Source organism: Paenibacillus sp. IHB B 3084 (assembly GCF_001447315.1).
GTDB lineage: Bacteria > Bacillota > Bacilli > Paenibacillales > Paenibacillaceae > Paenibacillus.
The window spans coordinates 3,501,916-3,520,364 of sequence record NZ_CP013203.1 but is presented as its reverse complement, the minus strand read 5'-3'; the positions used below and the strand labels follow the sequence as shown (position 1 = coordinate 3,520,364).

General features: G+C 44.5%; 14 protein-coding genes and 4 pseudogenes. 4 read left to right on the top strand and 14 right to left on the bottom strand.

Annotated elements, in window-relative coordinates; translation table 11 throughout:
• Nucleotides 1-3 precede the first annotated feature (3 nt).
• Nucleotides 4-1,593 carry an alkaline phosphatase family protein gene (locus tag ASL14_RS16415; RefSeq protein ID WP_134912470.1) on the bottom strand — a complete coding sequence of 530 codons (1,590 nt, stop codon included), beginning with the start codon at nt 1,591-1,593 and terminating at the stop codon, nt 4-6.
• Between the two features lie 140 nt (nt 1,594-1,733).
• On the opposite strand from ASL14_RS16415, the gene ASL14_RS16410 reads away from it, so the two are divergent.
• From ASL14_RS16410 to ASL14_RS16400, 3 genes are all read left to right on the top strand, one after another.
• Nucleotides 1,734-2,393 carry a class I SAM-dependent methyltransferase gene (locus tag ASL14_RS16410; RefSeq protein WP_335338634.1) on the top strand — a complete coding sequence of 220 codons (660 nt, stop codon included), beginning with the start codon at nt 1,734-1,736 and terminating at the stop codon, nt 2,391-2,393.
• On the top strand, nt 2,350-3,120 hold the full coding sequence (locus tag ASL14_RS16405) for an alpha/beta fold hydrolase (RefSeq protein ID WP_134912468.1): 771 nt from the start codon (nt 2,350-2,352) through the stop codon (nt 3,118-3,120). Before ASL14_RS16410 ends, ASL14_RS16405 begins: the two co-directional genes overlap by 44 nt.
• A 95-nt stretch (nt 3,121-3,215) precedes the next feature.
• Nucleotides 3,216-4,442, top strand: a complete 1,227-nt coding sequence (locus tag ASL14_RS16400; protein WP_134912466.1) for a sugar efflux transporter — start codon at nt 3,216-3,218, stop codon at nt 4,440-4,442.
• A 9-nt stretch (nt 4,443-4,451) separates the two neighbouring features.
• Here the strand turns inward: ASL14_RS16400 and ASL14_RS16395 are convergent, their stop codons facing one another.
• Together ASL14_RS16395 and ASL14_RS16390 are read right to left on the bottom strand one after the other, a co-directional pair.
• Nucleotides 4,452-5,669, bottom strand: coding sequence for a macrolide family glycosyltransferase (locus tag ASL14_RS16395; RefSeq protein ID WP_134912464.1), 1,218 nt, complete (start codon nt 5,667-5,669; stop codon nt 4,452-4,454).
• Between the two features lie 235 nt (nt 5,670-5,904).
• Nucleotides 5,905-6,393, bottom strand: a pseudogene (locus tag ASL14_RS16390) (pectinesterase family protein); the annotation flags it as partial.
• Between ASL14_RS16390 and ASL14_RS29320 the strand changes: the two are divergent.
• Nucleotides 6,370-6,447 (top strand): annotated as a pseudogene (locus tag ASL14_RS29320) (AraC family transcriptional regulator); the annotation flags it as partial. The pseudogenes ASL14_RS16390 and ASL14_RS29320 overlap by 24 nt on opposite strands.
• 229 nt (nt 6,448-6,676) lie before the next feature.
• On the opposite strand, the gene ASL14_RS16380 reads toward ASL14_RS29320, so the two are convergent.
• From ASL14_RS16380 to ASL14_RS16330, 11 genes and pseudogenes are all read right to left on the bottom strand, one after another.
• Nucleotides 6,677-7,714 carry a threonine aldolase family protein gene (locus tag ASL14_RS16380; RefSeq protein ID WP_134912462.1) on the bottom strand — a complete coding sequence of 346 codons (1,038 nt, stop codon included), beginning with the start codon at nt 7,712-7,714 and terminating at the stop codon, nt 6,677-6,679.
• Nucleotides 7,701-8,129 carry a MarR family winged helix-turn-helix transcriptional regulator gene (locus ASL14_RS16375; RefSeq protein WP_189338169.1) on the bottom strand — a complete coding sequence of 143 codons (429 nt, stop codon included), beginning with the start codon at nt 8,127-8,129 and terminating at the stop codon, nt 7,701-7,703. The genes ASL14_RS16380 and ASL14_RS16375 overlap by 14 nt, the downstream gene beginning before the upstream one ends.
• Before the next feature lie 207 nt (nt 8,130-8,336).
• The gene (locus ASL14_RS16370) at nt 8,337-8,804 is read right to left on the bottom strand and encodes a hypothetical protein (RefSeq protein ID WP_134912458.1); all 468 of its coding nucleotides are present in this window, start codon (nt 8,802-8,804) and stop codon (nt 8,337-8,339) included.
• A complete protein-coding gene (locus tag ASL14_RS16365; RefSeq protein WP_134912456.1) occupies nt 8,797-10,836 on the bottom strand; it encodes a S9 family peptidase in 2,040 nt (679 codons plus the stop codon). Before ASL14_RS16365 ends, ASL14_RS16370 begins: the two co-directional genes overlap by 8 nt.
• A gap of 56 nt (nt 10,837-10,892) precedes the next feature.
• Nucleotides 10,893-11,897, bottom strand: a complete 1,005-nt coding sequence (locus ASL14_RS16360) for an ABC transporter ATP-binding protein (protein ID WP_134912454.1) — start codon at nt 11,895-11,897, stop codon at nt 10,893-10,895.
• A complete protein-coding gene (locus ASL14_RS16355) occupies nt 11,894-12,871 on the bottom strand; it encodes an ABC transporter ATP-binding protein (protein WP_134912452.1) in 978 nt (325 codons plus the stop codon). Before ASL14_RS16355 ends, ASL14_RS16360 begins: the two co-directional genes overlap by 4 nt.
• A 22-nt stretch (nt 12,872-12,893) precedes the next feature.
• Nucleotides 12,894-13,826 carry an ABC transporter permease gene (locus ASL14_RS16350; RefSeq protein WP_134912450.1) on the bottom strand — a complete coding sequence of 311 codons (933 nt, stop codon included), beginning with the start codon at nt 13,824-13,826 and terminating at the stop codon, nt 12,894-12,896.
• Nucleotides 13,827-13,843: 17 nt separating this feature from the next.
• Entirely contained in the window at nt 13,844-14,761 is a 918-nt protein-coding gene (locus ASL14_RS16345) for an ABC transporter permease (RefSeq protein WP_134912448.1), read from the bottom strand.
• An 85-nt stretch (nt 14,762-14,846) separates the two neighbouring features.
• Entirely contained in the window at nt 14,847-16,400 is a 1,554-nt protein-coding gene (locus tag ASL14_RS16340) for an ABC transporter substrate-binding protein (RefSeq protein ID WP_134912446.1), read from the bottom strand.
• Nucleotides 16,401-16,470: 70 nt separating this feature from the next.
• Nucleotides 16,471-17,654 (bottom strand): annotated as a pseudogene (locus ASL14_RS16335) (M20 metallopeptidase family protein).
• A gap of 48 nt (nt 17,655-17,702) precedes the next feature.
• Nucleotides 17,703-18,427 (bottom strand): annotated as a pseudogene (locus ASL14_RS16330) (FadR/GntR family transcriptional regulator).
• Nucleotides 18,428-18,449 lie beyond the last annotated feature (22 nt).

Here is an 18,449-nt window from a genome sequence, read left to right as displayed (position 1 = left end):
AACTTATCCGTTCACCAATTGCATAATCCAGTCTTTTATATCAACGATTCGCAGTGTTCTGGGCCGTGTATTCGTTCCGGAAATAATTAATGGGACAAGGGAATCTTTTTCATGTAGCGAACCATGAGCCCCTCCTCCGATGTGGGTAGGAGAACTTTCACCAACGAGTTCATATCCGGGTTGGACCGTGACGACAACGTATTTTCCTTCATGAGAATACATGGCCCCGTATAACCTCGCCAAAACGTCAGGATATTTTCCGTACTTGATCCGGTTGTTATTTATCGTAATATCCACAAGGTCCTTTTCGCCCGATAATGTCCACGATTGTCCATATTCATCGGTGAATTTTCCACCGGGACGATAATAAAACATGGAACTATTTTTCCCTCCTGTAACACGAATATTATTTTTATCGTCTTTCATTGCGATGATATCGAGCTTTTCCTCTTTTTGTAAATGCTTCACTACATCGGATAACTCGACGTTATCATTAATCGCATAAACATAAGCCATTCGTTCATTCGTGGAAATGACAATTTGATCTTCTTTTTTTACTGATTGATTTAATTTTGCTATGCGGTAATGGTTTAACAGCGGCTCTATCTCAACAGTCGCTACCTGTCGATCATCATAAACAGCGCTTTGCGCACTGTCCCCCATGACAATCCATATAGCATTTTTTACAGCCTGTTCCCACGAACCGTATGCGTTAAGCACGGTTTGCAGCGCTTGATCCGCTTTTTCAATTCCCTCCAGCTGAGTCGGGCCTTTTTTATGCACCGAACTATCATTTTCTGGAAAGTATGCGATGGTTACGCTTGGAAGTTTTTTTTGATTGATTAAAAAAGCAGTATCTTTTGCGGAAAACTCGTCGTTCATCCCGAATTTTTTCCACGGAGGAGTATTCCAGCTATTCTTTGGATCCAGTTGTGCAAAAGTTGCATAGGAAAACCATTTAGGTCCTGTTATTCTCAATTGTTCTGGAACACGGTTGCTGTTCGCTATGAAGCGAGGTACTTTTAAGTCATGTTCCGTTCTTCCTCTAAAAACAATAGCGTTGATTGATGCCGATTCTTTTCCTTTGTCGGCCAGCTCTTCGTGAATTGTTTTCGTTTTTTTGTTCAAATGAACTTGATTTAACTGATAAATAGCATCCATAAATACTTGCATTTGATCTATCTTAAAGGCTTCTTTGACACCATTTCCGTAGAAAATCATGCGTTTCCTTGAGTCGCTGTACCACACAAGTCCGGGCACATGATGCCGGTCTGCATACGTCCCCGTTAATAATGTGCTGTCGATCGTCACGGACATCGTGGGAAATGAACTCACAACCTGCGGGAAGTATTGCCCTTTTTTAAGGAGATATTGCATTGCGGGTGCATGGCCTTGTTGAATCGCATCTTGCAATGGCTTATTCATTAAAGAATCAATCATGATGAATATGACAGGTTTGGCCTTATTATTCACTGGGATATGGGACTTGATGCTTTGTTGATTTAGCTGTTGACTGGAGTCCGCCCTGCAACCGACGATTAGTAAACTTAAACTTAGCACTAGCACAATCGTGATTTTATACTTTATCCCCATTTGTGTATCCCCTTCTTTGAAAAACACAATTCCCTTGATATTTTTATTTTTGCTTACACTAAAAAAAATTATTCCATGATTTTTTTTGAACTAATAGGCCAAATTATCTCTAATGACTCGAATAATTAGAAAGATGGTGAATTCCCATTAACATTCCGTTCTCACCAAGACTTTATCATTGGTTTGTCCGTCCGAAATGGTTTACTAAAAAATATATCCATGATCATGTACATTCCCATTTTTCTTTTGATGGCCAAACTGTACTGGATTTTGGCTGCGGTACTGGGGCAAATTGCTCCATGTTTCACCCGTTGTATTATGTTGGGATTGATCCTGACGCCCAACGAATTGATTATGCAAAGCGATTATATAGCCACCATGCATTTCAAGTATTAAATAGTAAGAAGTTCTCATTTGATAATGAGTCGTTCGACTACATACTTATTATCGCTGTGTTACACCACATTTCTTCGGATGAAATATCAAGTTACATGAAGGAATTTCAAAGAATTCTAAAGCCTAACGGAACCATTGTCGTTATGGAGCCCTGTTTATCCAAGAAAAAACCGCTATGTAACTTGTTTATGAAATGGTACGACAACGGGGAGTATATTCGTAATGAAAAAGAATATATTCGATTGTTTAGAGATCAGAATTATGATTGTAGGGTCATAAAACGATTCCGAAAATGTTTTTTATATCACGAGTTATTTTTTTCAGTAAAACCAAAATCATCAATGGAAGGGGAATTAAACGATGACTACTACAAGCATAAACCGATACTCGATGCACTATATTGATTCCGGAAAAGGAATCGCCATCCTCTTCATTCATCCTCCGGTGCTCACAAGCTTAAATTTCACATACCAAATCCAAGGGCTATCGCCTCATTTTCGAACGATTGCTTTTGACATCAGAGGACACGGTAAGAGTCAGCCTTCCGAACAAACGGTTACTTACCCTCTAATCGCCCAGGATATTAAACAGTTGATGGACCGGATGAGCATTGATAAAGTTTTTTTGTGTGGATATTCTACCGGAGGCTCGATAGTGCTTGAATTTCTCCTAACTTATCCGGATCGGGCATGGGGAGGCATCGTTATCAGTGGAATGTCGGAAGTAAACGAATGGCGACTAAGAAACAAAATTTCTGTGGGCATCGCTCTCTCCAAAATCGGAGCAGTCGGTACGATTGCGATTTCTAATGCTTGGTCGCAAACTAAACAATTTTCTTTATTCCGTGAGCTATTCAACGATGCGAAACAGGGAAATCCCAGAAATGTCGAACAATATTACCGGTATAGCTTGAAGTACAACTGCACCTCTCGGCTCGGGGAAATCCATCTTCCTGTCCTGCTTGTTTATGGGGAAGATGATAAGCTCTTTCATCCTTATGCCAAATTGTTACATCAACAATTGCCGAATAGTGAACTTGTTTTCATAAAAAAAGTCGATCACCGACTTCCTACGAAGGCCGCCGGACCTTTGAACGAACTGATCAAGCAGTTCGTAGAACGCTTCAAATAATATTTTATACAATGTGAATATACATATTATACTAAAGTCATATATAGTTTAGATATTATGGTTCTGCTTCTAAATCTGAAGGGGTGTAAAATAAAATGCTGAAGCGTATTAAAAATCTTTTCTTTATCCGTAACTACCCGCTATTCATGATCTGTATGCTATTGCAAGGTATGGCCATATCGATCAGCGCACCTTTTTTGGCTGTATATTTTACAACTACACTTGGCGTATCTGTTGGAACCTTTGGTGTTTTTACAGCTGTGACTTTGATTTGTGGTATATGGATAAGCTCTCTTATTGCCAAACGTTCTGATACTGGATTAGATCGTAAACAAATTTTAGTGATTTGTACGTTATTTAATGCGATAGCATTTGCAGGATATCTTGTTATACAAAATTTTTATGTACTTTTTGTATATATGACTGTCTTCACAGGAATGGGAGCACCTGGAATGCCGCAGTTATTTGCTAGTGCACGTGAAGCGGTTGATCGCAGTGAAGCAGCAGATCATTCCTTTGCCAATTCAACACTTCGTTCTATGTTTTCCCTTGGTTTTATCACGGGGCCGCTCTTGGGGTCTTTCCTGATTGCACATACCGGTTTTAAAGGTATTTTTATAGGGACGACTTCTATTTTTATACTTATAGCTGTTCTTCTATTCTGTTTTATTAAGCAACCTCCATCTCAGCTCAAAAGTAAGAATCAACTTTTACTTCATCACATTAAATTACATAAAAATATTGAAATTCTGATACCATTCTCAGTTCTCACTCTGCTCTATGTGTCTCACTGGATGAACAGTTTAAATATTTCCTTGTTTATCATTCATAATTTAAAAGGAGACATGAGTGACGTTGCTCTAGTATCCAGTATTTGCGCGGTTTTAGAAATACCTTTGATGATCATGTTGGGCGTACTTGCTGCTAAATACTCCAACCGTCTGCTTGTATTTTGGGGAGCTATAACAGGGGTCGTCTATTATCTCCTCGTCCTTATGTCTACGGAGATGTGGCAGTTATTAGTGGGGCAGCTTCTTCTAGCCTTCTTTGTTGCAGTGATTTCGGCCATTGGCATCAGCTACATGCAAGATTTGTTGCCCTCTCTTCCTGGATACGCATCGACGCTGTATTCCAATGCGACAACCATCGGAAGACTGGTGGGGAGCTTGATGGGCGGATTAACCGCTCAATGGATGGGTTACCGAAACACCTATTGGGTATGTTTGGCCCTGATCCTCTGCTCCCTTGGTCTTCTGGCGATTTCAAAGAAATTAGAGTTTGAAAAATCGGCTGCTCTACAAGAAAGGAATCACAGTCTATAGTCTGGCACCTTATTTTTCTATTGTGGAGAAATGACTCATAATGGTATCTGCCGCATGTCTGTACCCGCCAGCCTGACGTAATGATTCGCCAATCACATGGGCCTGCTGTTTATAGGTTGAATGATTCAAAACCTCTAATAAGGCAGCTCTCAAAGTAGCGGGTGTAAGCTCTTTTTTATCCACAACAACACCCGCTCCCAGCTCCTGCACCCGATTAGCGACGATGGGCTGATCTGATGTTAAAGGAATCATGACCTGCGGCACATTGTAATACAGGGCTTCACTTGTACTATTCATCCCCGCATGTGTAATAAAAGCGTCTACATGCTGCAGCATTTCCAGTTGCGGAATATAGGGCTTGACAATAAAATTGTCAGGGATACATTTTGCCAATGGCTCCATATCTGTATAATTGCCTGAAGACAGCACAAACTGCACAGACAAATCGCGAAATGCTGCAAAACAAAGCTTATAAAATTCCAAGTCTTTATTCAAAATAGTACCCATTGAAATGTAAACCGCCTGTGGATGCAGAACACGAAGTTGTTCGAACGGGAAAGATGGAGCATCTTTACGCGGTACAATAGAAGGACCTGTAAAAATAAAACTGTGATCCAGTTTTTCGGCTTGCGGTTGAAAGTAGCGGCTTGTGTAAACTATTTTTAGGCTTCCGGCATGAGGAGCGATCTCGTCCATAGCCGGGGCGGCTACCTGAAGCTCATTAGCTAATTGATGCGTTATTTGCATCGTAGCCGTGTACAACTTTTTCACCTCCGGATCATTCTCATCCATGCCTTGCCCCGACCCCAGAGGCTCTACGAAAGCAAAAGAAGCGATAGAGCATATAGCAGGAATCCCCAGCTTCTCTGCAATAATCGTGCCTCCCCAGCCCATCAAAGAGTCAAAAATTAAATAATCATAAGTCCTGTTTTCTATAACTCTCAAAACCTCTGGAATAATCGGAAGAATCATACCTCTAACCATCATGTACACAAATTGATAATGATGTTTGTATTCTGCTGGCTTTAAATCAGAGTCTTTAGAAAAAGCATCATCAATAAAAGGGTAGGTTATCAGTTTTGCTCCCGTTTGATGAATTCTCGTACGATATTCCTCCGTACACACATAATCCACTTCCTCACCACTGTCTACCAACCTTTTAACTAATCCTAATGTCGGATTAACATGACCTTCAGCTGGCGTGATCACTACTAACACACGTGCCATACCTTACACCTCCAACATAATAATAGATTTTAATTCGCAATAAATGTAAGGCTAGAAAGATAAAAATACATCTCTCACTTAATATATCTAGTATTTACCATAAAAACAAGTATTTTAAATATCGAGAGAAATAGAGCGATCAACAACATAATTGCAAAACACACAAATAAGCGAGGCTATTCGCTTGAAGCGAATACCCCGCTTATACATTGAACATCATTTGAACGAAGCCGATTTATCTATTCAACTGTGGATTCCAATGATCTGTCCCGCTCAGAACAGCTTCAACTGTGTACTGGCTTGCTTCATCAGCAGTAAGCTGTTTGGCCCAAGGTACACGCCCGCTACTTCCTGCACCTGGCCCAAAGTTATCGAACTCTCCAAATCTTGCGGTCTGCTCATTGGATTCCTTGCCCCAATTGTTCCAGCCGCCCGGCTTGTTCTCTTCTGTTGAAGCTGCTGTCACATATCCAGCACGCAGGCTGTGTATGATCGAATTATCAAACACAACAGGTGAATTGCCAAATATAAAATCTACACTGCCACTGATGTAGCTGTCCTTAAAATATTGTCTGCCACGGTTCACCAACAACGTATCCTGTAGTCCGGTAATTCTGACATTGTGATACTTACCACGATCACCTTCAGCATATAACGCCACAGCCTGCACCTGCCCGGTTCCTTCTGTATTGGCAACCGTCACATTCTCCACTTTAATAAAATCTTTAAAAAAATAACCGGGCTCTCCCCTCTTCAGTACCGCAAGCAGGTTCGGTAGATATTCAGTGTAAAGAATCAGACACCGATTTTATATATCTGCTTTTGTCTTGTTTTTCCATTCTTATATCCACTTGCTCTTTCATGGAATTGAAGTCAAACCGCTTTGGATTAAGTAAAATTACACAACAAAAAAACCATACTTCGCTGCAATACATGCAACGAAGTATGGCCTCTTACATAGTCGTTCTACATTTTTAAGATTGTATAAATCGCTTTCTTCATTACCCTTATCGCAATGCTTTAATATCCTGAATCAGCATTTCAACATTTTCTTTCTTCGTAGCCCAACTGGTACAGAATCGAACGGCACTATGTGTATCATCAACCTTTTCCCAAAAGGAGTAAGTATATTTTTCGCTCAATGCCTTTAATATACGATCTGGTAAAATCGGAAACTGCTGATTGGTTGTAGAGTGGTACTGAAAAGAAAAGCCTTGCTCAGATAATCCGTTTTGAAGCAACATTGCCATATCTATAGCGTGTTTGGAAATTTCAAAGTATAAACTGTCTTCAAACAAAGTTTCAAACTGAATGCCTAACATTCGCCCCTTAGCCAGCAGTCCTCCTTTTTGCTTAATCATGTATCGGAAATCTTTTTTCAATGTATCATTTATAATGACTACTGCTTCTCCCATCATTGCTCCAACTTTGGTCCCGCCGATATAAAATACATCGCATAGTTTTGCTATATCTGCTAAGGTTACATCGCTATCCTCTGCAACCAAGCCATAACCCAATCGGGCTCCATCTATAAAAAGCGGTAAACTACATTCCCGACAGACTCGACTTAACGCTTCCAGCTCGGATTTAGTGTAGATCGTCCCATTCTCGGTAGGGTAAGAAATATAGACCATACCGGGCTGGACGCTATGCTCGGGAGCAGCATCATTCCAGTGAGCGTCATACAGCTCCTTTACCTGTTCGGCCCGGATTTTCCCATCATCGCTTGGCACAGTAAGTACTTTATGGCCCGTCGCTTCAATCGCTCCGGTCTCATGCACGGCAATATGTCCAGAAACTGCAGCAATAGCACCTTGATGCGGACGCAAAATAGAAGAGATAACCGTCGTATTGGTTTGTGTACCTCCAACTAAAAAGTGTACATCTGCATTTTCGGAGTCACATGCTTTTTTAATATAGGCTCTGGCTTTTTCACAATGTTCATCCACACCATAGCCGCTAGTCTGTTCGTCATTCGTCTCCAATAACCGCTTTAAAATACGCTCATGGGCACCTTCCGTATAGTCACACTCAAATCGAATCATGTTGTACTCTCTCCAATTTCTCCAGTTTGTTCTGAATGAATATCATAGAAGTATGTAACTCTCTAATCTCTTCTTCGGATAGATCCTGAACCAATTTTAAAATTTGTTCATCAGACCTTTCATTCAGTTGGTGATAGAACGCTTTTCCTTTAGGTGTCAAACGAATCAGATTTGTTCTATTATCCACCGTAGAATTTTCCTTAACAAGGAAGCCCTCTTTGCAAAGTTTAGCTATGATTCTACTCATATAACTGCGGTCAATTTTAAGAGAATCAACTAGCGTATTGGCTATACATGGCTCGATCATACCGATCTCTACAATGACGCGTGCCTCGGTAAAGGAATATCCGCTATCCAGCACATGTCTATCTAATAAACCCAGTATATTGGTATAAAATCGATTGAAACGTCTCATATCTGCTATGAACTCAGCATCTATATTGATTATAACCCCCCCTATTTAGTGGACTTATGCAACATTTATATTAATATTTTTTTGTGGACTGTGTCAACGAAATATGATGCAATTCAATTTATCAATTAGCCCATAAAATAAAAAACAGTCCCGATCAAAAATGCTCATCAGGACTGTTAGGCGTAGCTATGGTAACTGATCTTCCCTTTAAAAACTGTCATCATTTCGATATAAAAGCTTAATACTTACGATTCTCTGCACGCTGCCTACTTCTCCATTGTCCTCCTCAATCACCTGCCACTGTCTGCCAATCAGCCCTTGCAAGGTATCCATCTCGACAGGATCAAGGTACAGACCCTTCAACATGATTCCATCCTGCTCATAATCTCGATCTATGATTCGATTAAAGCGAAAATGAAGCAGTCTTTTCAGTCCATTGATGTGTAAAAACTTAAATTCATAACCGCTGTGGATCGCTTCTTCCCACTCGTCCCCCATGTCTTCTGCAGTTTGACAACGTTCTTTGAAATCCATTGTTTTTTCTTTCACTTTGCCGAGTAAAGGAGAAAAGTCCTGTTTTTTAATACACTCAATGATGACGTCTTTCTGCTCACCACTTGTACGTAAGTTCTCGATCAGAAAGGCCACTGGCATCGACAGTTGCACTTTACTCATCAGAGTCAACTCCTTTACTCAAGTAGGAATTAAACCAGGACACCACTTGCTCAAAGTTATCTACACGAAGGGACGGTTTACCGCTCTTCAGCAAAGAATGATTGGACCCGGGATAGCGAATGAGGCGTGTTGTTTTACCCAGCCGCTTCAGGGCTGTATACAACTCATCCCCTTGCCCAACCGGGCAGCGCAGGTCTTCCTCGCCGTGTAAAATCAGCAGTGGAGTTTCAATGTTATTTATATATGCCAGTGGGGACTTGGACCAGAGCAACTCAGGATCTTCCCACGGGTTAGCTCCAACAATTCCCTCCGTGTAGGAAATACCGATATCGCTCAAACCATAGAAGGATAGCCAGTTGGAGATGCAACGCTGCGTAACGGCGGCGCGGAATCGGTTCGTATGAGAAATGATCCAGTTGGTCATCAAGCCTCCATAGCTGCCGCCAGCCACACCGAGCCGGGTTTCGTCTATATAATCAAACTGGTTCAGCGCAAAGTCCAAGGCGTTCAGTACATCCTGATAATCTCCTCCTCCAAAGTCTCCCCGACAGGCTTGTGCGAAATCCTGACCATAACCGAAGCTGCCGCGTGGATTGGTCATGAGCACGGCATACCCCTGTGCAAGGAGCGTCTGCATCTCATGGCTGTACGCGCCGGTATACATCGCATGGGGTCCCCCGTGAATTTGTAAAATCAAAGGGACCTGATCCCCGGGGCCTAGTCCCGCTGGCTTGAAGATCCATCCTTGTACCTTGAATCCGTCCGAAGCCTCAAACCAAAATGTCTCTGGTGAACTCACTTGCAGGGAAGCCATATGATCGTCGTTATGGTGCGTAAGTCGTTTCTCTTCCCCTGTCTCCAGATTCATTTGATACAGCTCGCCAGGCCGGTCCGCATCAAGTGCAGCAAAAACCAAATAGCGGCCGTCAGCAGATAGCGTGTACTGATAGATATCTCTATCACTTCCGCCAGTCACCGCTTGAACATTCCCGTCCAATGTGATGCGGTATATATGAACAGCACCCTTCAGCGTCCCAAGCACATACATTTCTGGCTTCAACCTCGCAGGAGCATATACCGGAGATGGAGACGGACCAAAGGATTTCATATCACTTAGGGCAAAGTTGCCGATTTGCATATCCAATTCAGGAAACAATAGTTCCGGGGCTCCCCCCGTAACAGGCACGGTATACGGTCGATTCTGGCTACCACTTCCATAAATACGATCACTGGCGATCAGAGTCAATGACTTACCGTCCGGGGCATAAGAAAATTGGCTAATCGCCAAGCTGGAATCCGTAACTTTCACCAGATCACTGCCGTCGAAATCAATCGTATACACATCCGAAAACGAAAGCAGATCTGCGTCCAGCTTGTCATCTTCTACACGTTTGGACAAAAATGAAATTCGCTTGCTGTCTATGGACCATACAGGGTAAGAAGCATTCCAAGGCCCGAAGGTGACTGGAGTTACCCGGCCGTTTTCAAGCTCCAGTACAAATAAATGACTAAATAGACCGTTCCACCAGCCCGATCCCTCAGCTTTGGGAGTCGTACGATCCACGATACGCCCCCGCTCACCCGATTGTTTGCTATATTCCTCAAGCGCCATGACTTCCCGTTCGACGTTTATACTAACCATACTTGTGAATACAATATACTTCCCGTCCGGTGACCAGACGAATGCACCCACTCCCCGCTTCACCTCCGTCTGTCGCTGTCCCTCTCCACCTTCAGCCGGAACCGTCCATAGCTGCTTGCTTCCATCCGCCAGTCGTAAAAAAGCAAGCTGCGATCCATCGGGTGACCAAGCAGGAGCTGAATCCTTATTGCCATCGGTCAACAGCTTATCGTCGTTCCCAAGAAGCGATACGACACGGATGTGCGTATGGTAATCATTCTTTGAACGATCTATGCTTTTGTGGACGTAGGCAACCGTTCCATCGGGGCTTATTACCGGATCACTGACCCACTGATATCCGTATAAATCCTCCGGTACAATCGAGCGTTTTACAGTCGAGCGTTTATTCACGAGTAGCCCTCCTTTTTCCGTTAAATCATACTGCCCAACATACTGTCAAAGGTGATCTATTCGTGCGCCATCTGCTTATGCAGAGGAAAATGACAGGCCGCAATATGCCCCGGCGTATGCTCTTCGAGCAGCGGGCTTTGTTGGCGGCATATCTCTTGTGCGTACGGGCAACGCGTGTGAAAAGTGCAGCCCGAGGGCGGATTGGCAGGATTGGGGATTTCACCTGTCAAGGTTATTCGCTCTTTGCGCAGCCTCGGGTCTGGGACGGGTACTGCCTCAAGCAATGCTTTTGTATATGGATGCTGCGGCCTTGCAAACAACTCATCACGATCTGCAAGCTCCACGATTTTGCCCAAGTACATCACCGCGATACGGTCGCTAATATGCTTGACGGAGGGCAGACCGTGAGCGATAAAAATGTAGGTGAGCTGGAACTGCTGCTGAAGCTCTTTTAACAAATTCAAAATCTGAGCCTGAATCGACACATCCAGCGCGGATACAGGTTCATCGCATACGATAAGCTTCGGCTTCATGGCAAGTGCTCTCGCTATGCCGATCCGCTGTCGCTGTCCACCACTGAATTCATGGGGATGCCGATCTGCCAAATGAGCACCTAATCCTACCGTCTGCAACAGTCGAAAAACTTCAGCTTTAAGCTCTTTCCCTTTAGCAATCCCATGTACCCGAAGCGGTTCGGCAACGATATCAAAGACCTTCATTCTTGGATTCAAGGAAGAGTACGGATCTTGAAATATAAATTGTAAATCCCGTCTGACCTTGCGGACTTCTTCGTCCGTTAAATCAGACAGGCTTTGCCCTTGAAAACGAATTTCGCCTGCCGTAGGCTCCAGCAGTTGTGTAATCATTTGTCCCGTTGTTGATTTGCCGCAACCCGATTCACCTACAATACCTAAGGTTTCGCCAGGCATCACCTTAAAGCTCAAACCATCAACCGCCCGTACATAACCGCTTTTTTGGGAAAACCAACCCTTTTTCATAGGATAATATTTTTTTAGCCCATTCACTTCCAGAAGCGGTATTCCCTCTGCTGTCTCATTCATACTGACACCTCCTCCATCCGCAAACATCTGACATAGTGTCCTTGATCCTTGGCCTGTATTTCAGGATGAACCTTTGTACACTGTTCCTGGGCATAAGGACAACGGGGATGAAATGGACAGCCGCTCGGCATCTGCATCATATTAGGAACGGTACCGGGAATGGAATCCAGCCATTCTCTCTGTTCCGTAAGCTTAGGGAGTGATCCTAGTAACCCGATCGTATAGGGATGACCCGGCTTTTCGAACAAATCAAATACGTTTGCTTCCTCAACTACTTCCCCGGCATACATCACGACCACCCGATCGGCCATTTCCGCGACGACACCTAAATCGTGGGTAATGAGAATGATGCCTGTGTTCTCTTCCTTGCTTAGCTTGTGGATTAAATTCAAAATTTGAGCCTGAATCGTAACGTCCAGTGCCGTCGTCGGCTCATCGGCGATGAGCAGTTTCGGCTGGCAGGCCAAGGCCATTGCGATCATGACCCGCTGACGCATTCCTCCAGATAACTGATGCGGAAAATAACTCACCACTTTCGACGCACCAGGTATGCCTACCCTCTCCAGCATCTCTATACTTTTCTGCCGTGCTTCCGATTTGCTCAGTTTCTGGTGCTGCCGGATGACCTCACTGATTTGGTTACCAATCGTAAATACAGGATTCAACGAACTCATTGGCTCCTGAAAAATCATGGATACCTCGTTTCCCCGATATTTGCGCATTTCCCCCCTGGACAGTTTGAGTAAGTCTCGGCCTTCAAGCAGAATCTCCCCGCCCACGACTTTACCCGGTGCAGCCACTAAACCCATAATAGACAAGGAGGTTACACTTTTACCGGAACCGGACTCTCCAACAATAGCTAATGTTTCGCCTGGGTTTACAGTGAAGCTGACACCATTGACCGAAGGAACGATGCCATCCTCCGTTTTAAAGTAGGTTTTCAAATGCTTCACTTCAAGCAATTTCGTGGTCATCTTTTCCGATCCCCGCTTTCTGTTATTCTTTCGCCTTCATGTGGGGATCTAACACGTCGCGAAGCCAGTCACCGAGGAAAATGACCCCCAGGACCGTGATGGTAATCGCCAGACCGGGAAAGGTTGCCACCCACCAGCTCGTGGCTACATACTGTCTCCCATCGCTCAGCATTCCACCCCAGGACACTGCCGGTGGTGTGATCCCTAATCCGAGAAAACTAAGAGAAGCTTCCATAATAATCGTTGTCGCCACGTTCATGCCAGAAATCACAATAAACGAAGACAAGACATTGGGTAAAATGTGCTTCAACAGAATCCTGCTATTTTTAGAGCCGATCGCCTTGGCTGCTTTGACAAAGTCTCGTTCCTTGATACTCAATACCTCGCCCCGAACAACCCTTGTATAAGAAACCCAATTCGTAACGCCAATAACAAAAATAAGCGTAGTCATGCCAGGCCCCACCACGGCCAGGACAACCAGCATCAGCAGAATGGCCGGAATGGCCAAAAAGGCGTCGGCAACTCTCATTATGGTGGCATCCACCCATCTACCATAAAACCCGGCGAGGAGTCCGAGAATTGCGCCAATCGTGCCTGAGACCAGAACTGCACCAATGCCGACGATAAGCGAAACTCTCGCCCCGTATACGATACGGCTCCACATATCCCGTCCCAGATTATCTGTACCCAGCCAATGCTCCGGCAATCCACCAGCCAGCCACATGGGCGGTTTCAGTCGGTTAAGCGGGTCAATATCCGCAGGATTGTGAGTGGCCAGCAGAGGTGCAAATAGAGCTGTTAGGCTAACGAGCAGTATGATTACTGCACCGACCGTCCCAGTTTTACTTCGTAACAGTTGCTTCCATATGCGCCCGATACCGGACGGTTGTGTTTTCTTTTGGCCATTCAGGTCTAGGTCTGGGCCAAGGGCTTGTACATCATGAATGCCTGCCACACTTCCTCCTCTCCTCTCTAGTTGTATTTAATTCTTGGATCAAGCAGTCGGTAAACGACATCGGTTAAAATATTGCTGATGACCACAATAAAGGCAATCACAAATACAGCGGCCTGAACGATAGCCATGTCGTGCGTATTCACAGCGACGACAAGTAACTGCCCCAAACCCGGCCATGCAAATACCGTCTCAGTAATCAGAGTGCCGCCAATCAAGCTCGTAAATTGCAAGCTCATAATCGTGACGACCGGAATCAATCCATTGCGAAAAGCATGCTTTCCGATAACCACGATTTCGAGAATCCCTTTACTTCGGGCTGTTCGAATATAGTCCTGATTCAAAATGTCCAGCATACTAGAGCGAATGAGTCGGGTCATCTGTGCAGAAAGGCCGACACCCAGTGTAAAGGCCGGAAGTATTAAATGCTCCATTCCGCCCCGGCCGGACACCGGAAGCACTCCCAACATGACGGAGAATAATAAAATGAGCATAATCCCCATCCAAAAGTTAGGCATGGCCTTTCCGACTACAGATAAACTGGAAATGATTAAATCGGTAAAGGTATTACGTTTGACTGCTGAGATGACGCCCAACGGCACTGCAATGATGACCGCAAAAATCATGGCAGCTACTGCCAATTCAAAACTAGCAGGCAGCCGTTCCAACACTAATGGCAAAGCCGATTCACCATAGCGAAACGAGGTGCCAAAATCTCCTTGTAAGGCACTGCCAATAAATTTAATGTATTGCGTATATAAGGGCTGATCTAGCCCGAGCGCTTGTGTCAATATCGCACGATCCTCAGCTGTAGCGGTCTCCGGCAGCATAAGAGCTACAGGGTCTCCGGTTACCCTCACCAGGATGAATACAATAAGGGAGACAATCAGCAGTACAGGAATAACCTGCAGCAGTGATTTGGCGATATACGTTTTCAATCTGTCACCTCCGTAACCAGCAGGCTTTTTTTAAAAGGACGGGCAGGAACCTTCATTGAGGTCCCCGCCCGTTCACTTCTCTTCTTTATTTTGCAGGTGTAATATCCTCTGCGTAGAACATCTCATCGCTTCTCGGTTGGAAATTCACGCCGTTACCGGTGCCATAAATCCCTTCCATTTGGAACAGATATACGGCTGGACGATCTTCCGCCAATATCTGTTGCACTTGCTGATACTCTTTTTCGCGCGAAGCTGTATCCAGATTCGTCAGTGCATGCTGCAACAGCTTCTCTACCTTCGGATTGTTATAATCCGTTTCCCCTTTTGCCTCTTCTAACAGATAGCGGTTATAGTTGTTGGAAGCGTCAAACAGGGAATTTCCAATCCCGATCATAAACATTTCTTTAAAGGATTTGGAACTGTAACGCTCACTGAAAGCACTTGGCTCCAGTACGTCCAATTTAATTTTGAAGCCTTCTTTATCTAACACGGCGGCTACGACCTCGGCATACTCTTTGTATATTGAGGATACTGAAAGGGTTAATGTTGGGCCTTCACCAGTGTAACCCGCTTGCTTGAGCAGTTCTTTGGCTTTAGTCGGATCATATAATGTTTTCTCATACAGAGAAGGATCAGCACCAAAGTTGCCTGGTGTAACGGAAGTACGGGTTACAATCCCAGCACCGCCTGCGATGCTGTCTACGATTCCCTTTTTATCAATCGCAAGATCTATCGCTTCTCTCACTTTGGAGTCCGCCGTAACACTGCCCTGACTTTGACGTAAAATCAATTGCAGCACACGCTGGATCGGAGCCTTAACGATTTTTTTACCCTCTTCGCCTTGAATACGTTCTATATCCGTGGAAGGGATACCAGATGCAATGTCAATCGAGCCTGCGAGCAGCTCAGATACACGCGTAGAGGCTTCCGGGATGGAACGAAAAACAACTTGATCCCATTTCGGCTGACCTTCATAATACTTATCGTTTTTAACCAGTACTACACGATCATCCTTAATCCATTGACTAAATTTATAAGGGCCTGTACCTATTGGATTTTTAAGGAATGCCTCTATCCCATTTTTCTCAATATACTTGGAAGGTAAGATCCCTGCTCCCATTTTGGATAAACGATTCAACAGCAACGGGTCTGGTCCGTCTGTTACGATGTCTGCTGTATGTTCATCTACCACTTTCACTTGTTTAATATTTTTAAAGTAGGAATTTTGTTTGAGTGTGTTATCCTTTGCAACTCTTTCTATCGTATACTTCACATCTTCCGCCGTGAATGGATCACCGTTATGGAAGGTAACCCCTTCGCGCAAGTGAAAACGCCAAGTCGTATCATTTACCTTTTCCCAAGAAGTTGCGAGTCCAGGTACTTTCTTCTGCTGACTATCATTTTTCAACAAGTAGTCAAATACGTTAACCAGAACGGCTTCACTCGCCGTATTGTTATTGTTATGAGGATCAAAGCTCTCAATATCCGTAGCATTCGCTATCGTCAGTACTTTACTGCCGGTCGATGTCGATGTTGCGGTGTCTTTACTACCGCCTGTGGATGGGGCACCGCAGCCTGCCAGGATCATCGCAGCAATCAGTAACGTAATCCCGCTTGTAAACCACTTATGTCTATTCATCTTGTCCACTCCAGTCCATTGAGGTTGTATATTGCCACACAGCTGCTTCTGAGCGTCTTAATCCCAATTTTTATTTTGTCTTCAAAAAATTCAGCGCTATGGCCGACATCATGGCTACTCCATAAGGCAGTACCGATTCATCCAAATCAAACTTGGGATGATGCAATGGATAGCTTGTATCTTCATCTCCTCTCCCCGAGCCCAACCGGAAGAAAACACCGGGTACCTGCTCACAATAAAAAGCGAAATCCTCCCCGCCTGTTGACGGTTTGATGTAGTTCCACTCCTTGGAGCCAAACAGTTGCTCACTGGTTTCGGTCATTAAATCAACCATATCCGGGTCGTTCTGAACAACCGGGTAACCAAGCTGATAATTTAATTCATACCCGGCCCGAATGACTCACATACCCCACGAACCACCTGTTCAATTAGCTCAGGCATTCGACTGCGCAGTTCCGCAGATAAAGTTCGAACGGTGCCGATCATCTCTACTTCAGGTGCAATGGCAGCTCCCATATAACCGCCACTAATTTTACCAATCGTAATGACAATGGGTTCAAGTGGATCAACCAGACGGCTTGGAATATTTTGCAGGGCAGAAATAACCTGCGCGGACACGGCAATCGCGTCTATCCCCTCATGTGGACGAGCAGCATGGCCACCTTTGCCTATAATTTTAATCGTTAAGCTATCTGCGGATGCAAAAGCCACCCCTTTGCTGACCCCAAGTGTTCCTGTCTTCAAACCCGGGAACATATGTAGTCCTGCCATAGCATCTACTTTTGGATTTTCCAACACACCGTCATCGATCATAGCCTTGGCCCCGGCCAAACCTTCTTCAGCCGGTTGAAAGACAAATTTGATATTGCCTCGTTCCGGTCTCTCCAAATTAGCAAGTAACTGCGCGGTTCCCATCAGGATCGCTGTATGGGCATCATGCCCGCACAAATGTGCCTTACCCGGAATCTGTGAACGATAGGGAACCGTTTTTTGATCCTGAATCGGTAATGCATCCATATCTGCCCTTAGACCGATGGTAGGTCCCGGGCTTTTTCCTCGTAACAGACCCACAACCCCGGTTTTCCCTACCTGGGTTGTTACCTCCAATCCAAGGCTACGTAAGTGCTCAGCTACAATGCCCGACGTACGAATCTCTTCATAACCCGTTTCAGGATGGAGATGAAAATCCCTACGCCAATTGATCAATTGCTCCTGAAGCGGTCTAGATAAAACCAAAAGCTCATGTATATTCATGTTTCACCATCCCTGCTCAAATCGTGTTCTTTTTCTGTAGGACACCGTCTAGCCTTTTGCAACCAATCTTGCATAAATGGCATCTGCGGAATGTCCGATATGGTGCCTCATCACTTCCCGCGACTTCTCAGCATCCCGTGCCCGAAGTGCACTCAGAATTTCCGTATGGATGTCGTAGTTCACCGTCCGAATCTGATCATCATAGGGCATGAGATCAAGTGCCGGGTTAATCTTGGTACGAATCTGCCTAACCGCATCTTCACAAAATGGATTGCCAGATGCTTTGGCAATGGCCAGATGGAATTTAACATCCAAGGCCCGAAACCATTCTCGGGTACAGTCCGCTTCAATGCTCTGTTCCAGGTAATGCTGAAGCAGGTCCAGTTCATCCGTGGTGATCCGCGCAGCCGCTAAAAAAGCACCCTCCGGCTCCACAATCATCCGATATTCAAAGACCTTCAGCATGTGCTCCCAATCTTTTGCAACTTCTTCCCGGGTACGTTTATGAGAGTTTGCCGTCACGGGAAGAACAAAGGTCCCTCCCTTGGCACCTACCCTCTTCTCAATGAGTCCCTTGGATTCCAATTGAGATAACGCCTCACGGACTGTAATTCTACTGGCATTAAATATTTCTGCGAGTTCCCGCTCTGTCGGTAGTTGCTCCTCGCTAAGCAATTCCTTTAAAATAATAGCCTCTTCCAACTGCTCTCTAATAAAATCACTCACTTTTTAGCCGATACTTTTTCAAAGCGCAGAGGAGTTTGGATTAACATATGAACACTCCGATCATAAATC

Bases quoted from the DNA above. Each gene is read 5' to 3' on its own strand.
- ASL14_RS16415 (WP_134912470.1), bottom strand. From the start codon at position 1,593: ATGGGGATAAAGTATAAAATCACGATTGTGCTAGTGCTAAGTTTAAGT.
- ASL14_RS16405 (WP_134912468.1), top strand. From the start codon at position 2,350: ATGACTACTACAAGCATAAACCGATACTCGATGCACTATATTGATTCC.
- ASL14_RS16400 (WP_134912466.1), top strand. From the start codon at position 3,216: ATGCTGAAGCGTATTAAAAATCTTTTCTTTATCCGTAACTACCCGCTA.
- ASL14_RS16395 (WP_134912464.1), bottom strand. From the start codon at position 5,669: ATGGCACGTGTGTTAGTAGTGATCACGCCAGCTGAAGGTCATGTTAAT.
- ASL14_RS16380 (WP_134912462.1), bottom strand. From the start codon at position 7,714: ATGATTCGATTTGAGTGTGACTATACGGAAGGTGCCCATGAGCGTATT.
- ASL14_RS16375 (WP_189338169.1), bottom strand. From the start codon at position 8,129: ATGAGACGTTTCAATCGATTTTATACCAATATACTGGGTTTATTAGAT.
- ASL14_RS16370 (WP_134912458.1), bottom strand. From the start codon at position 8,804: ATGAGTAAAGTGCAACTGTCGATGCCAGTGGCCTTTCTGATCGAGAAC.
- ASL14_RS16360 (WP_134912454.1), bottom strand. From the start codon at position 11,897: ATGAATGAGACAGCAGAGGGAATACCGCTTCTGGAAGTGAATGGGCTA.
- ASL14_RS16355 (WP_134912452.1), bottom strand. From the start codon at position 12,871: ATGACCACGAAATTGCTTGAAGTGAAGCATTTGAAAACCTACTTTAAA.
- ASL14_RS16340 (WP_134912446.1), bottom strand. From the start codon at position 16,400: ATGAATAGACATAAGTGGTTTACAAGCGGGATTACGTTACTGATTGCT.